The sequence below is a fragment of the Bradyrhizobium jicamae genome, assembly GCF_018130215.1.
Lineage (GTDB): Bacteria > Pseudomonadota > Alphaproteobacteria > Rhizobiales > Xanthobacteraceae > Bradyrhizobium > Bradyrhizobium jicamae_A.
Genome location: NZ_JAFCKQ010000034.1, coordinates 21,250 through 36,369 on the forward strand (window position 1 = coordinate 21,250; position 15,120 = coordinate 36,369).

Below are 15,120 nucleotides of genomic sequence, written 5' to 3' on the forward strand. Positions count from 1 at the left end.
TTACATCCTGAACAGGCCAAACTTCGTGGGCTCGATCGGCGCATTGGCAGCGGCTGACAGCCCGAGCCCGAGCACCAGACGTGTGTCGGCGGGGTCGATCACGCCGTCGTCCCAGAGCCGCGCGGTGGCGTAATAGGGATTGCCCTGGCTCTCATACTGGGCGCGGATGGGCGCGCGGAACTTGTCCTCCTCTTCCGCCGACCAGGTCTCGCCCTTGGCCTCGATATTGTCTCGGCGCACCTGACTCAGCACCATCGAGGCCTGCTCGCCGCCCATCACGGAAATGCGGGCGTTCGGCCATAGCCAGAGGAAGCGCGGACTGTAGGCGCGGCCGCACATGCCGTAATTGCCGGCGCCATAGGAGCCGCCGATCACGACGGTGAATTTCGGCACGCCGGCGGTGGCGACCGCCGTCACCAGCTTGGCGCCGTCGCGCGCGATGCCGCCGGCCTCATACTTCCTGCCGACCATGAAACCGGTGATGTTCTGCAAAAACACCAGCGGAATGCCGCGCTGGCAGCACAGCTCGATGAAATGCGCGCCCTTTAGCGAGCTCTCGCTGAACAGGATGCCGTTGTTGGCGATGATGCCGACCGGATAGCCCCAGATATGGGCGAAACCGCAGATCAGCGTAGTGCCATAGAGCTTCTTGAACTCGTCGAATTCGGAGCCGTCGACGATCCGCGCAATGATGTCGTGCACGTCGAACGGCTTTCTCCCGTCGGCGGAGACGACGCCGTAGATCTCCTCGGCCGGAAACAGCGGCTCCTGCGGTGCGTGCATGTTGAGCTGTGCGCGGATCGGTTGCTTCAGCGTCGCCACGATGCGGCGGGCAATCCCGATCGCGTGGGCGTCGTTCTGCGCATAGTGGTCGGTCACGCCGGATTGCCGGGAATGCACGTCGGCGCCGCCGAGTTCTTCCGCCGTGACGACCTCGCCGGTTGCAGCCTTCACCAGCGGCGGACCGCCGAGGAAGATGGTGCCCTGGTTGCGCACGATGATGCTCTCGTCAGACATCGCCGGCACATAGGCGCCGCCAGCGGTGCAGGACCCCATCACGATCGCGATCTGCGGAATGCCCAGCGACGACATCTGCGCCTGGTTGTAGAAGATGCGGCCGAAATGCCGCTCGTCGGGGAATATCTCGTCCTGCAGCGGCAGGAAGGCGCCGCCGGAATCCACCAGGTAGACGCAGGGCAGATTGTTCTGCCGCGCGATATCCTGGGCACGCAGATGCTTCTTCACCGTCATCGGGTAATAGGTGCCGCCCTTGATGGTGGCATCGTTGGCGACGATGATGCATTCGCGGCCCGAGATGCGTCCCACGCCGGTGATGACGCTCGCCGAATGCACGTCGCCGCCATAGAGGCCATTGGCGGCGAGCGGCGACAGTTCCAGGAACGCGGTGCCGGGATCGACCAGCAGATCGACACGGTCGCGCGCCAGCATCTTGCCGCGCGAGGTGTGGCGCTTGCGCGACGTCGGCCCGCCGCCACCCGCAACCTGGTTGAGCTTGTCGCGGAGTTCGGCGACGAGGCTGCGCATCACCTCGGCATTGCGGGCAAATTCGGAAGACGTTGGATCAATCGTCGAATGAAGCGGCATCTGGATTGCACGTTTCGTTGGAGTGTGGACGGATCTTTGCGGAGGGAAATCGTCGCGCCGAGGAGCGCGACGATGCTGATGTCACGCCGTCTTCGCGAACAGTTCGCGGCCGATCAGCATGCGGCGGATCTCGCTGGTGCCCGCGCCGATCTCGTAGAGCTTTGCGTCACGCAGCAGCCGGCCCGTCGGATAGTCGTTGATGTAGCCATTGCCGCCGAGCAGCTGGATCGCATCCAGCGCGCATTGGGTGGCCTTTTCGGCGGCATAGAGGATCGCGCCGGCGGCATCCTCGCGCGTGGTCTCGCCGCGGTCGCAGGCTTTCGCGACCGCGTAGACATAGGCCCGCGACGCATTCATCGTCGTGTACATGTCGGCGAGCTTGCCCTGCACCAGCTGGAACGCGCCGATCGGCTCGCCGAACTGCTTGCGCTCGTGGACATATGGCAGCACCACGTCCATGCAGGCCTGCATGATCCCGATCGGACCTGCCGCAAGTACCGCGCGCTCATAGTCGAGCCCGCTCATCAGAACGTTGACGCCGCGGCCGACCTCGCTGAGCACGTTGTCCTCCGGCACCTCGCAATCCTCGAACACCAGTTCGCAGGTGTCGGAGCCGCGCATACCGAGCTTGTCGAGCTTCTGCGCGGTGGAGAATCCCTTCATGCCCTTCTCGATGATGAAGGCGGTGATGCCGCGCGGACCGGCGCTCGGATCGGTCTTGGCATAGACCACGAGCGTGTCGGCGACCGGGCCGTTGGTGATCCACATCTTGCCCCCGTTCAGCACGAAGCGGTCGCCTTTCTTCTCGGCGCGGGTCTTCATCGAGACCACGTCCGAGCCGGCCGAAGGTTCAGACATCGCGAGCGAGCCGACATGCTCGCCCGAGATCAGCTTCGGCAGATATTTCCGCTTCTGTTCCTCGTTGCCGTTGCGGCGAATCTGGTTGACGCAGAGGTTGGAATGCGCGCCGTAGGACAGCCCGACGGCGGCGGATGCGCGGGAAATCTCCTCCACCGCGATGCAATGCTCGAGATAGCCGAGGCCCGATCCGCCGTATTCCTCCTCCACCGTGATGCCGTGCAGGCCGAGCGCGCCGATCTTCGGCCAGAGGTCGCGCGGAAACTGGTTGCTGCGGTCGATCTCGGCGGCGCGCGGCGCGATCTCGTTGCTGGAGAAATCATGCACCGTGTCGCGGATCGCATCCGCGGTTTCGCCGAGGTCGAAATTGAACACTGCCGCCCGGTTCGAGGCCATGATCCCTCCCTTGGAGATTCATCTTGTAATTAAACGATCATACGTTTTTTTAATAGGATCGCAAGCAGATGTGCTATGATCAGCAAACGAAACCTGCAGCACATTGAATCTACTTGGATTTTGTGCAATAAACATACGGTCGTTCGCTTGTTTCCAGGTCCTCCCGGCAAGCCGACCCCATCCGAGGCCTCGATGGCACGCACGATCGGCTCACATGGCCCCAAGACGCTGGAGGCAATCCGGAAGGCCGGCGTGCGCCTGATCTTCGAGCACGGCTACGAGGCCATGAGCCTGCGCCAGCTCGCCGCCGAGGTCGGCATCCAGGCCGGCTCGCTCTACAATCATATCTCAACCAAGCAGGAATTGCTGTTCGATCTGGTGCAGGACCATATCAACGATTTGCTGCGGCAGCTCGATCTTGCGCTCGCGGGCAAGACTAATCCGGTTGAAAGCCTGCGCGCCTTCGTTGCGTTCCATGTCACCTATCACATGACCCGCAAGCGCGAAGTCTTCATTGCCAATTCCGAGCTGCGCAGCCTGGACTCGAAGAACTACGAGGCGGTCGTTACGTTGCGCGGCGCCTACGAGCGGCGGCTGGCGCAGATCCTTGACCAGGGGGTCTCGGACGGCGTCTTCGAGGTCGTCGACGTCCAGGTCGCGACCTTTGCGATCATCGCGCTGCTCACCGGGCTCTGCACCTGGTATCGGCCCGGGGGCCGCTTGACCAGGGAGGCGATCGTTGCGGCCCACGAGAAGCTTGTCCTCTCTGGCGTCGGTGCCGCGGCTCTGGTCGCGACAGGCGAGACGAGCAAGATCGACCAGCCGCGCAGCATCATGGCCGGTGAACGCCCGTGACGGAGCGTCCTCCGCTTGACGACATCGACCTGAAAATCCTGTCCGAGCTGCAGAAGGACGGCCGGATCAGGATCAACGAACTGGCGCTCCGGGTCGGCATCACCGCCCCGCCCTGCCTCCGCCGGGTCCGGACCCTGCGCAGTTCGGGGGTGATCCAGGCGATCCGCGCCACGCTGGATGAGCGACTGCTCGGCTATGAGGTGATGACTTTCGTCCTGATCCAGCTCGAGAGCCAGCGATTGGCCGCCATCGAGGCTTTCGAGGCCGCTGTCACAGCCGAGCCGCGCTTCCTGCAATGCTGGCGGATCTCGGGCGATGCCGACTTCATGCTCAAATGCGTCGCGCCTGACGTCAACGACATGCGCCGGCAGCTCCTGCAATTCGCGGGCCTGCCCAATGTGCGTAAGATCAGAAGCTTTCCAGTGCTCGGAGTCTCGAAAGACGCGCCCTTGCCGATCCCCGGGAGCCTGGCGACTCCGAACCCGGCCTGATCGCCCCGCGTTCCTTAGTGGGTCCAGGGCTCCCAGCGGCGGAAGGCAAAATTGTCGGCATAGGCGACCTGGCGCTGGGCTGATGCCTGCGGCTCGATCACCTGATAGGCAATTCCCTTCCGCTCGCAATAGGCGATCGCTTCTTCCTTGGTCTCAAAGCGGAGCGTGAGCTGCTGCTTCATGTCGCCCGATGACGTCCAGCCCATCAGCGGCTCGACCGTCCGCGGCTGCTCGGGTTCATAGTCCAGTTGCCAGTCCTTGGTCTTGGCGGGTCCCGATTGCATCGCGTTTTTGGCGGGCTTAAAAATGCGTGCGGTCATGGATGGTCGGGCCCCGTGGGATATGCAACATGGAAGCGATTGGAGGAAACCGCCAGGACAGTATAGAGACACCGATCAGTGATTTGACCGGTGATTCGCTGTCGTCGGATGTTACCTTCACCAGACCGGTATAGTCATTCTGCTACGCTGTGACAATCTGGGCCGTCGCAAGCGGCGCGCAGCGCGGCCTTCTCGTAAGCATCACCTGGAAGAAGCGGGACCCATGGAAATCCACGCCACTCTGCCCGAAAAAGGACGTGACCTTCGGCTCGACCTGTTCCGCGGGGTTGCGAACTGGGCGATCTATCTCGATCACATCCCCGACAACATCGTAAACTGGATCACGACGCGGAACTACGGCTTCAGCGACGCCGCCGACCTGTTCGTCTTCATCTCCGGCTACACCGCCTCGTTCGTCTATGCCCGCATGATGCTGGAGCGCGGCTTCATCGTCGGCGCCACGCGCCTGACCAAGCGCGTCTGGCAGCTCTACGTCGCCCACATCATTCTGTTCGTGATCTACATCGCCTCGATCAGCTATCTCGCCTTGCGCTTCGGCGATTCCGAAATGATCAACGAGTTCAACGTCGCCGGCCTCGTCGACAATGCAACCGAGACGTTGCGGCAGGGACTGTTCCTGAAGTTCAAGCCGGTCAACCTCGACGTGCTGCCGCTTTACATCGTGCTGATGGGGCTGTTCCCGCCGGTGCTGTGGTTCATGCTGCGCCAGCCGAACGTCACCATGCTGGCCTCGCTCGCATTGTGGCTGGTGTCGCGACAGATGGGCTGGAATCTGCCGGCCTACCCGGCGGGGACCTGGTACTTCAATCCGTTCTGCTGGCAGGTGCTGTTCGTGTTCGGATCGTGGTGCGCGATGGGCGGTGCGCGCAAGAACATGCACATCATCAATTCGCGCTACACGCTCTGGTTCTGCATCGCCTATCTGATCTTCGGACTGGTCATGACCATGGCCGGACGCTTCCCGGACAGCCTCGGTGCCATGTTCCCGCACCGGTTCTATGCGTGGTTCAACCCGAACGACAAGACCAACCTCGCGCCCTATCGGTTCCTGCACTTCGTTGTCATCACCGTGCTGGTGATCCGCTTCATCCCGAAGGACTGGTCGGCGCTGGAGTGGAAGATGTTCGATCCCGTGATCGTGTGCGGCCAGCAATCGCTCGCGGTGTTCTGCGTCGGCGTATTCCTGTCCTTTGTCGGGCATTTCGAGCTGTCGATGAGCTCGGGCTCGCTGTTCGCGCAGATCTTCGTCAGCGTCTCCGGCATCGCGATCATGACGATCGTGGCCTATTACATCTCGTGGTCGAAGCGGCAGGACAAACCGGTCAAGCCACCGGCCGCAGCCAGGCCGTCGGCGCCAGCCAAGGCTGCCTGATCGGAGGCTGCCTGATCGGAGACTGCCTGATCGGAGGCTGACTGATCGGGCCTACTTACCCGGCGGCCGTCCCTTCCCGGGCGGCCGCTCCCCGCGCCATCTGCCTTTCGACGAGAACTGGTCCCAGGTCGCGGTCCAGCGATATTCGGCGACCGGCGCCTTCGCGATGCTGTCCTGGCTTCGTGGCCCTTGCAGCGCGAATGTTGCATCCTGCGGATCGAGGCAGCGCACGATCCAGCTGCTGTCGGGCAGCATCAGCGGGCCCTCGTAGACTCGTCCGCCACCGGCGGTCACCCGGGACGTGGCCGCGTCGACGTCATCGACGTTGAAGTAATAAAGCCAGAACGGGACCGCTTCATGGGGCCGCTTGTTGAAGATTCCGCCGGCCGTCAGCCCGCCCGCCGAGAACAGCTGATACGGTTCGGGATCCGGAATCTCGACCTCGGCCGGACGCCAGCCGAATACCGCGGCGTAGAAGTCGAAGGCCTGGCGCCAGTTCGCCGCCAACAGTTCGTGCCAACCAACGCGCGACGATGCATCGAGGTCGGCGAGCGGAGGCGGATCGATTTTCAAATCATTAACCAACCCGAACGTCGCGCCCTGCGGATCGGCGACGATCGAGATTCGGCCAATGTTGGTGCCGGTCGGAGGAACATACACGGCGCCGCCGAGTTCTCGAATCCGGCCGACGGTTGCGTCGATATCGGCGACGCCGACATAACCCACCCATCTCGGCATTGCGCCCTGCCGCCTGCCCTCTTCCGGCAACTCCATCAGACCGCTCCGCGGCAGCCCGCCCGACATGAACAGATTGTAAGAAAACGCAGGTGTCGAAACGTCTCTCGAATCCCAGCCCAGCACGCTGCCGTAAAAAGTACGCGCGGCCGCCGCATCTGTGGTCAGCAGTTCGTACCAGACAAAGCTCGCACCATCATTCTGCATGCGGATTCCTCGAGTTCGCTGTCAGGTCAACCGCAGTGCAGCATCGCCCTTGTGTTCACCTTGCGATGAACGAGGAGAACCCTGTGACGGCGTCGTCGCGCTATCACATTCATCAATATGAACCGCAACATAAACTCACGATCAAGCGCGCTGCGTCCGTGCAGCGACTCTTGCATGGCCAGATCACCAAGCGTACAAATGCGTGAGGGTTGACTGCAGATCAAGTTCGTTAGGAATGGAGGATGCGACTATGCCACGGGTGAAGCAAGCCCCCAAGCGGAAGCGTGTGACCAAGGCCGCCGTGCCCGCATTGGGTGCGGCCGGATTGACTTTCTCACTGGTGGGAGGTGCATCAGCATCCACCGTGCCGGCGGCCGACATGCCGCAGACTCAGAAATACGCGCCTACCCACGCGATCACGCTCGGTGACGAAGAGATCGCTGACGTCAGCCTCGCGACATTCCACCTGTTCGACAAGGAAGACGCGGGCGCAGGCGTCCAGGTTGCCTGGCGCGGCTGCGGCGGCTGTCGTGGTTGCCGCGGGTGCCGCTGCGGTGGTTGCCGCGCGTGCCGCTGCGGCGGTTGCGGTGGATGCGGCGGATGCTGCGTGTCCTGGGGCTCTTGCCGTCTTTGCTGATCCGGACAGGATCTCGTTGACGCACATCAATCATCATGGCCGGGTTCGACACAGGTCGACCCGGCCATTTCATGTTGTCGCACTCTCAAGCTGTCCCGGTGTCGCTTGCGCGGCGCGCCTCGCAGGAGGTGCCGAGGTCAGCTCCTCCCTTCCTCGACAGTCGGCCGCGCGCGCTACAGGAACGAGTCTTTGCCCAGAAAATCCTCTCCGATCTCCAAGGACGTCTTGCGGTTCGCACCGAATTTCACGGCCTACGTGCTACCTCCGGACGTCGTCTGCCTCTATTCCGAAGACCGCAAATTCTTCCTTCACGGCGAGCTCTATTGTGCCCTCGCGACGGCGATCGGCGCGGGTGGAATCAGCGCCGCCAGGCTCGCCGCCGACCTCGGCAAGAAATATCCGTCCGACAAGATCAACGAAGCAATCGGGCGTCTGCTCGACCGGCGCTACGTGATCGCTAAGCCGTCCACGCCCGGCAACGCAGTGGACGGACTTTGGGCGAGCCTCGGACTGCCTCCCGAGGTCGCCGGACAAAACCTGCAAAGCTGCCGCGTGCGGATCGAGGCTGTCGACGTCAAGGGCGCGGCCGAACTGGGCAAGGCGCTGCAGGACCTCGGGGTCCGCGTCGTCAAGACATCGCCCGACCTCACGGTCACGCTGGTGAATGATTATCTCGACCGGCGATTGGCCGAGCGTAATCTCGAGCGCGCATCAGCACGGTCTCCCTGGCTGCTGGTCCAGCCCTCAGGCGTATTCCCGCTGGTCGGCCCCGTCTTCAATCCGGACGGCGCGTGCTGGACCTGCCTGTTCGACCGCATGATCCGCAACCGCGAGATCAAGGGATTTCTCGACCGAGCCGGCGCGCGGCCCGTTGCCGTCTCGCCCCTCGCGCAGCACACCATCGGGCAGAACGCGGTCCAGTTTGCCGCGATCGAGATCGCCAAGGCCGTTGCAAGCGGTTTCCGCACCGATCTGCGCAATCACATTGTGAGCCTCGACCTCCTGGGCTCGACGACCGCCCGGCATTACGTGGCGGCGCGCCCGCAATGCCCCACCTGCGGCAACAAGAAACTGCAAAACCCGCGGCGCGCGCCCCAACCGATCGAGTTGGGATCAGGCGCCAAGCTCGTGATGACCAGCGGCGGCTATCGCACAGTGTCGTCGCGCACTACGGTGGCGCGGTTCAGGAAACATGTCAGCCCGCTGACCGGCGTCGTGACGCGGCTGGACCGGATCGAGGTCGATCTGCCGCTGAACACCAATTTCCACGCCCAGCACAACTTCTCCGCGCCGGCGCAAAGCGTCGACCAGCTGCGCTCGGGGCTGACCGGCGGCAGCTTCGGCAAGGGCAGCACCGCGGAGCAAGGCGAAGCCAGCGCGCTGATGGAGGCCATCGAGCGCTATTCCGGAATCTTTCAGGGCGACGAGATCCGCGCGCGCAAGCGCTTCAGCGACTTCGCTCCCGACGAGGCCATCCCTCCCAACGACATCCTGCTGTTCAGCGACGAGCAATACCGGATCCGTGCGCAAGCCCGCGAGCATGATTCCTATCACACCCAGCCGGCGCCCGAGCCGTTCGACACGTCTGCACGGATCGAATGGTCGCCGGTCTGGTCACTGCGCGACAAGCGCTTCCGACAGGTGCCGACCAGCCTGCTGTATTTCTTCCATGACGGGCCGGGAGCCATCTTCGCAGCTGACTCCAACGGCTGCGCCGCCGGCAACACGCGCGAGGAAGCGATCGTCCAGGGCTTCCTCGAATTGATGGAGCGCGATGCCTACGCGATCTGGTGGTACAACCGGTCGCAACGGGCAGCAGTCGATCTCGACCGGTTCGACGATTCCTACGTCCGCGATCTGAAGACCCAGCTCGAGGACACCGGTCGCAAGCTCTGGGTGCTCGACATCACCAGCGACCTCGGCATCCCGACCTACGTTGCGATCGTGCACTGGATGCAGAACGGCCAGGAGAACATCGAGTTCGGATCGGGCTCGCACTTCGATCCGCGCATCGCATTGTTGCGGTCGCTGACCGAGCTGAACCAGTTCCTGTCGATCGGCCTGATGGGCGGAGGCAGCGGCGAGAAGCCGAGCCTCGACGGCATCAATCCGCTGCGGCTCGAGGAATATCCGTTCCTGATTCCGGCCTCGAATCCGGTTGTTCCTCCGGCCGCGGCGTCAAACGTGCCGCTCGACAACACGCGTGCGCAAGTCGACGCCTGCGTCGACATCGCCACGCGCGCCGGGATGGACTTTCTCGTCCTCGACCAGACCCGGCCGGACGTCGAGGTCCCCGTCGTCCGGGTCATCGTTCCCGGCATGCGTCATTTCTATCGTCGCTTCGGCCCCGGACGGCTCTATGATGTGCCGGTCAAGCTCGGATTGCGCGATCGGCCGTCGCCGGAAAACGAGCTGACGCCGTTTCTCCCGCATACGTAAGGTGACGCCGGCGTGCGCGCGAAGACAACGAAATCGAAGAGCGCAACGCCGACGCTCTACGCGCAGCTCAATCCGCGTGTCGCGCTCGACGTGCAGCCCGACGGCAGCATCGCCGCGCATTTCGACGACTATTCGGAGCCGCTCGGCAAGTTCAGCGCCGCTGCAACGGAACGCGCGCGCGAGCTGCGGGCAGGCCTGCCGCTGCCGTCCCCTTCCCGCGAAGGCGATGTGGTCGCGCGCGACGTCGAGCGCCTGATCCGGCAATTGGCGCGCCGCGGCCTCGTGGAATATCGCCTGGCGCGTGCGAGCGACGAACTCGTCGTGATCGAACCGCAGACGTCGGACTATTGGCCGCGGATGCCGAAGCTTGATGACGCGGCGACGGTTACGTTGTCGCGCTTCGCCTATCTGCGGCGGCGTGGCACCTCGATGGTCCTGGAATCGCCGCGCGCCGGCGCGTTGTTCCGGATTTGCGATGCTGGCACTGCGAGCCTGCTCACGATGCTCGCCACACCGCAGAAGATCGGCAGCATCCGCCGTCTCGACGGCTATCCGGGGCCGGGATTGCTCGCGCTGCTGCTCGATTGCGAGATCATCATCAAGGTCGACACGGCCAGGCGCGACAATCTCCGGCAGATCGAGGGAGATGACGGCCTCGTCTTCTGGGATTTTCACGACCTGCTGTTCCACACCCGCAGCACTGAGGGCCGGCAGGCCAATCCGCTGGGCGGCCTCTACCCGCACATCGGCTTGAGTGCGTCGCTGCCGGCGGTTCGGCCAGCCTGGCCCGGCCGAACCGTCAAGCTGCCGGATGCGATCGGCAGCGCCTCGCCGTTCGAGCAATTGCTGGATCGGAGACATTCCACGCGTGAGTTCGACGACCGGAAGCCGGTCACGCTCGCCGAGCTTTCGACGCTCCTCAACAACGTGGCGCGCATCAGATCAAAATGGAGCAGCCCGCTCGAATTCACCGATGACGGCCCCGAGATCGAATACAGCAGCAGGCCCTATCCCGCGGCGGGCAGCGCCTACGAGCTCGAGCTCTACCTGGCGATTGCGAATTGCGATGGCCTGGCGCGGGGGTTCTATCACTACGACGCCGATGCGCACGCGCTGACGGCGATCGACGTTCACCCGCATCAATTCGACGCCATGATGCAAGGCGCGGAATTTGCCATGGACGCCCCTGCTCCGCCGCAGATCCTGATCACGATCGCTGCACGCTTCGGCCGGATCTCCTGGAAGTACAGCGCCATTGCCTATGCGCTGATCCTGAAGGATGTCGGCGTGCTGACCCAGACGCTGTATCTGATGGCGACGGACATGGGTCTTGGCGGCTGCGCGATCGGCGCCACCAATATCGATCTGTTCGCAAAGATGACGGGGCTCGACATTCACGTCGAGGGACCGGTCGGCCAGTTCGCGCTGGGCCGCGGCATCGAACCGCCTGCCTCCGGATAGCGCGCAAGAGAGAGCCCCGGACAGCGCCGGGGCTCCAGTCTACGGGAGAGAACTGCGCGAGCCATCAATGATGACGGGCAGATGCCCCAAATCATCTGCGCTAGATCATCAACAATGCGCCTACGACTACTGCGTGCATTAGAGCGCAATTCGTCGATTCAGGCTGTAGCACCGCGGCAACAACCGGGAGGAATGATCGGCGCGCCCCCAGGTTCCGCAAAGCGCCAGCCGGAGCCCGAATATTTGAACGACCGAGCTCCTGTGCCGAATGAATTCACAGACCCGATTTTGCCTGGCTGCAATCGGATGAATTCCATCTGCGGCAGCTGTCGCCCGGAGCTTCCCAACTTCCGTCACTCACGATCAACGTATCCTCGAGCTTGATGTAACCGCGCGTGGCGTGCAGAAGCGTCGTCTCGACCGAAATCACCATTCCCCTCTCCAGTGCGCGATCGGCATCGTAGGGCGCATAAGGCACCGGCCCCCTCGCAGTGAGGCGCGGTGCTTCGTGGCTCACAAGGCCGATGCCGTGCGCAGTGAAGTCGAGCACCGTGCGGTGGACCGAAGTCTTCACGGCAGCTTCTCCCGCTGCAATGACGTCACCGCCGAGCGCTCCCGGCCTTATGGCGCGCCGCGCGGCTTGCTGGATCGTTTCGACTTCATCCAGCAGCTCGCAGAGCTCATTGTCCGGCTCGCCGAGCACGCCCATCCGGCTCAGATCGCCGATATATCCCCTGTAGTTTCCCCCGGAGTCGAGCGAGATCACATCGCCCTCTTCCAACCGCTGATCGGACGGCGCGCGATTGTGGCTGGTGCCTGCGGCGATCAGGCAATATTCGAACACAAGATCGCGTTCATGCTCCTCGCGCTTCAGGCGCTGCACTATGTCACGTTTGGTCATGCCAGGGGCGCAGGCCTTGAACGTGGCGGCCATTGCATCCACGACCCGCTCGGAGGCTTGCCGGATCAGCTCGATTTCACCTGGAGATTTCGCAGCTCGCAGGCGTTCGAGGACGAAATGGGCCTCGCATAGCTCGAAACCGCTGTGACCGGCCAGCACATCCTTGGCATCCGCAGGCATGAAGCCCGCCTCGATGCCAACTCTCCTGGCGTTGCCGCCGAGCTTTCTCAGGTAGTCGATGACAAGCCCGATCGCATCGATCGTGCCCCACGACGCCGTCTCGACGATCGGGGTCCAGATGCTGCCAAGTTCGCGTTCGAATCCTTCCATGCGGTTGCCGATATAGGCTGCATTTTCGGGATGACCCTTTTGATAGATCACGGCCGGCAAATAGCGGCTGGTGCCGATCGCTTCCATAACGTCGAAGAAGAAGAAGCGATATCCACCGAGCAGATATTGCACGTTGTGACGCGACGTTGCGATCAGGACATCGAGACCCGCCTCATCCATCAGCCGGTCGAGCTTGTCCGTGTCGAACGGCGCCTTCAATCCGGTCTTGCCGAACTTATCGTTCATGACATCATCTCTCATGCTGCATCACGCCGCAGTTTCTGCCGTTGCCTGCTCCAGTGTCGCTTTGCCGATCCGGTTGCCGCCGAACAGCGAGACCGGGCGCCCGTGCGGCTCGACACCCAGGAAGGTAAAGGCGAGACCGACCAGGAGGCCTGAGCCGGCGAGAAAGATGAACGCCGGCAATACTGCCGATGCGGTCGCGTGCGGAAGCACCGGATTGTCCGAGCCCGCGATCAATGCCAGGCACAGTGGACCGGCGATCTTTCCAATGCCGTTGGCGAGTTGTGCCAATCCGACGGCCCGGCCGCTAAGCTGAACCGGGAAGATCTCCGCTGGATACGGAGCGAGGCTGGAAAACCCGCCGTCAAAGAGCAACGCACCGACCATCAGGAAAACCAGGAACAGCGGCACCGAGCCGACAAAGTCACTGTGGAAGCTTGCCGCGAGTCCGAGTGAAATGGCGGTGCCATACCCCATCAGCTGACCGCAGGGCTTGCGGCCGACCCGGTGAGCCAGAAAGGCAAAGCCGGTCCGGCCGAGCACGCCGGCAAGGCTGACGAGGATGAACATCTTCGCTGCATCCTGGGGCGCTACGCCGAGCAATAGCGCGACGATCGTCGGCCCCCACAGGAAGACGCCATAGTTGGCCGTGCTGGCACCGAACCAGGTCAGCACCGTCAGCCAGAAGCGCCGCTGTTCGGTCAACAGATCGGCGAACCGCGCCGGGCTCGCCGCCGGGAGCGTCGGCAGCGCGAACGTCTGATCGCCGACCCGGTAGAGTTTGCGGATACTGACCTGCGCTTCCCGCACACGACCTTTGCTGATCAGCCAGCGTGGCGACTCCGGCATGACGACAGCGGTCAAGACAGCGAGCATGATTGGCAGGAAGCCGACCGCGGCAAGCCCGCGCCAACCAACCATCGGCAGCAGGTAGCTGGCCGTAATCGATGCCGACAAAACGCCAAACGCGACAGGAACGCCCACCAGACTCGTGATCAGCGTCCGGTGGCGGGTTGGTGCGAACTCGACGATGGCCGGCACCCCGGCCGCCGCGCCCCCCGCCAGGCCGAAGCCCACGAAAAACCGCAGACCGGCGAACAAGATCCAACCGTCATCCGGTATCAAAGCAATCGCGCCCGAACTCAGTCCGCAGATCAGCACACCGACGACGGCAAGCGGCTTCCGCCCGAAGCGGTCGGCCAGGAAGCCCGAGGCCAGCGCGCCCAGCATCGCGCCGATGCCAGCGCTCATCAACATGATCGAGGTCTGCCCGAAGGTGAGGTGCCATTTCGGTGCCAACACCGACACAAGAAATCCGACGACGAAGAAATCGAAGAAGTCGATCACCCCTGTCGAGGCAAACAGAATGACTGAAAGCCGATAGCGCATCGTCACCGGTGCTTCGTCGAAAGACACTACGCCAGGCTGGTCGGCCATGGTCCTCTCCGCTCCTGTTATCAAACCGCCTCTTCCGAGTTGAGAAATGCGATCACGGCCTCCGCCACGCGCTCCGGCGCCTGGATCGACGACACATGGCCGACCTGTTCGATCACAAGCGTCTCGACACGCTGGAGATCGTCCGCGATCGCAAATGTCTCCGTGTTCGGAATCAGGCGATCATCGCTTCCGGCCAGCAGAAGCGTCGGGCGATCGAAATTCGCGAGGTCGGCCGCGACAGGTTGCGCCAACAGCGCGGCGCGCCGCGCCTTCTGCCCGTCGTCCCGGTTGTTGCCGCGGAAGATATCGATCAGTTCCGGCCGCTCGTGCAGAAAGCCCGGCGGAAAGAAGAACTCGGCGATCTTCGCCGCATTGGCACTGGCGTCAGCGCGGTAGGCGCCGAGCGCGCGGAACGCGCCTGGATTGACGTCCAGCGGACTCCTGTTGATCTTCCATGTGCTGCTCAGAACTAATCGGTCGATGCTGTGGGGATGCCGTGCCGCCAGCGTTTGCGCGACCAATCCGCCGAGTGAGGTTCCCATCACATGAACCCGACCATGGCCGAGCCCGCGGATCAGAGCGGCGGCATCGTCGGCCAGATCAGCGAGCGAATACGGCGACGACGGATTCCGCGTCGCGCCGGAGTCGCGCTGATCGTAGGCGATGACCGTGAAGTGGTCGCTCAGCGCGCGCGATAGGCCGTCGAACATGGCGTGATCGGCCTCGCCGCCGTGCAGCAGGACGATGGGAGCGCCGCGGCCGGAGATCCAGTACGCCGTCGCAACGCCGTTGGCATCGAACGATTGCATCTG

The 15,120-nt window shown here is 63.3% G+C and carries 12 protein-coding genes; 5 read left to right on the forward strand and 7 right to left on the reverse strand.

What is annotated here, in order from left to right:
• Together JQ586_RS28300 and JQ586_RS28305 are read right to left on the reverse strand one after the other, a co-directional pair.
• Positions 1-1,605, reverse strand: a complete 1,605-nt coding sequence (locus JQ586_RS28300; protein WP_212397912.1) for a carboxyl transferase domain-containing protein — start codon at positions 1,603-1,605, stop codon at positions 1-3.
• An 81-nt stretch (positions 1,606-1,686) separates the two neighbouring features.
• Positions 1,687-2,859, reverse strand: coding sequence for an isovaleryl-CoA dehydrogenase (locus JQ586_RS28305; protein WP_212397913.1), 1,173 nt, complete (start codon positions 2,857-2,859; stop codon positions 1,687-1,689).
• A gap of 192 nt (positions 2,860-3,051) precedes the next feature.
• Here JQ586_RS28305 and JQ586_RS28310 point away from each other — a divergent pair, with 192 nt between their 5' ends.
• Positions 3,052-3,714, forward strand: coding sequence for a TetR/AcrR family transcriptional regulator (locus tag JQ586_RS28310; RefSeq protein WP_249148252.1), 663 nt, complete (start codon positions 3,052-3,054; stop codon positions 3,712-3,714).
• Complete coding sequence (locus tag JQ586_RS28315) at positions 3,711-4,205, forward strand: Lrp/AsnC family transcriptional regulator (protein WP_212397914.1); 495 nt, start codon at positions 3,711-3,713, stop codon at positions 4,203-4,205. The genes JQ586_RS28310 and JQ586_RS28315 overlap by 4 nt, the downstream gene beginning before the upstream one ends.
• 14 nt (positions 4,206-4,219) lie before the next feature.
• Here JQ586_RS28315 and JQ586_RS28320 read toward each other — a convergent pair whose 3' ends face one another.
• The gene (locus JQ586_RS28320; protein ID WP_212397915.1) at positions 4,220-4,525 is read right to left on the reverse strand and encodes an ETC complex I subunit; all 306 of its coding nucleotides are present in this window, start codon (positions 4,523-4,525) and stop codon (positions 4,220-4,222) included.
• A gap of 223 nt (positions 4,526-4,748) precedes the next feature.
• On the opposite strand from JQ586_RS28320, the gene JQ586_RS28325 reads away from it, so the two are divergent.
• Positions 4,749-5,918, forward strand: coding sequence for an OpgC domain-containing protein (locus JQ586_RS28325; RefSeq protein WP_212397916.1), 1,170 nt, complete (start codon positions 4,749-4,751; stop codon positions 5,916-5,918).
• A 51-nt stretch (positions 5,919-5,969) separates the two neighbouring features.
• On the opposite strand, the gene JQ586_RS28330 is transcribed toward JQ586_RS28325, so the two are convergent.
• Complete coding sequence (locus tag JQ586_RS28330; protein ID WP_212397917.1) at positions 5,970-6,860, reverse strand: VOC family protein; 891 nt, start codon at positions 6,858-6,860, stop codon at positions 5,970-5,972.
• 826 nt (positions 6,861-7,686) lie between these two features.
• Between JQ586_RS28330 and JQ586_RS28335 the strand changes: the two genes are divergently transcribed.
• Both JQ586_RS28335 and JQ586_RS28340 read left to right on the forward strand, forming a co-directional pair.
• Positions 7,687-9,936: a TOMM precursor leader peptide-binding protein gene (locus tag JQ586_RS28335; protein ID WP_212397918.1), complete on the forward strand. Its 2,250-nt coding sequence runs from the start codon at positions 7,687-7,689 to the stop codon at positions 9,934-9,936.
• Between the two features lie 12 nt (positions 9,937-9,948).
• The gene (locus tag JQ586_RS28340) at positions 9,949-11,397 is read left to right on the forward strand and encodes a SagB family peptide dehydrogenase (protein ID WP_312017031.1); all 1,449 of its coding nucleotides are present in this window, start codon (positions 9,949-9,951) and stop codon (positions 11,395-11,397) included.
• Between the two features lie 274 nt (positions 11,398-11,671).
• Here JQ586_RS28340 and JQ586_RS28345 read toward each other — a convergent pair whose 3' ends face one another.
• From JQ586_RS28345 to JQ586_RS28355, 3 genes are read right to left on the reverse strand one after another with little or no spacing between them, the layout of a single operon-like run.
• Positions 11,672-12,874, reverse strand: coding sequence for a Xaa-Pro peptidase family protein (locus tag JQ586_RS28345; protein ID WP_212397919.1), 1,203 nt, complete (start codon positions 12,872-12,874; stop codon positions 11,672-11,674).
• Positions 12,875-12,895: 21 nt separating this feature from the next.
• A complete protein-coding gene (locus JQ586_RS28350; RefSeq protein ID WP_212397920.1) occupies positions 12,896-14,308 on the reverse strand; it encodes an MFS transporter in 1,413 nt (470 codons plus the stop codon).
• Positions 14,309-14,328: 20 nt separating this feature from the next.
• Positions 14,329-15,117, reverse strand: coding sequence for an alpha/beta fold hydrolase (locus JQ586_RS28355; RefSeq protein WP_212397921.1), 789 nt, complete (start codon positions 15,115-15,117; stop codon positions 14,329-14,331).
• Positions 15,118-15,120 lie beyond the last annotated feature (3 nt).

What these genes read in the sequence shown, in the direction of transcription:
- JQ586_RS28320 (WP_212397915.1), bottom strand. Translation starts at nt 4,525, where the DNA reads ATGACCGCACGCATTTTTAAGCCCGCCAAAAACGCGATGCAATCGGGA.
- JQ586_RS28355 (WP_212397921.1), bottom strand. Translation starts at nt 15,117, where the DNA reads ATGCAATCGTTCGATGCCAACGGCGTTGCGACGGCGTACTGGATCTCC.
- JQ586_RS28310 (WP_249148252.1), top strand. Translation starts at nt 3,052, where the DNA reads ATGGCACGCACGATCGGCTCACATGGCCCCAAGACGCTGGAGGCAATC.
- JQ586_RS28300 (WP_212397912.1), bottom strand. Translation starts at nt 1,605, where the DNA reads ATGCCGCTTCATTCGACGATTGATCCAACGTCTTCCGAATTTGCCCGC.
- JQ586_RS28330 (WP_212397917.1), bottom strand. Translation starts at nt 6,860, where the DNA reads ATGCAGAATGATGGTGCGAGCTTTGTCTGGTACGAACTGCTGACCACA.
- JQ586_RS28325 (WP_212397916.1), top strand. Translation starts at nt 4,749, where the DNA reads ATGGAAATCCACGCCACTCTGCCCGAAAAAGGACGTGACCTTCGGCTC.
- JQ586_RS28350 (WP_212397920.1), bottom strand. Translation starts at nt 14,308, where the DNA reads ATGGCCGACCAGCCTGGCGTAGTGTCTTTCGACGAAGCACCGGTGACG.
- JQ586_RS28345 (WP_212397919.1), bottom strand. Translation starts at nt 12,874, where the DNA reads ATGAACGATAAGTTCGGCAAGACCGGATTGAAGGCGCCGTTCGACACG.
- JQ586_RS28305 (WP_212397913.1), bottom strand. Translation starts at nt 2,859, where the DNA reads ATGGCCTCGAACCGGGCGGCAGTGTTCAATTTCGACCTCGGCGAAACC.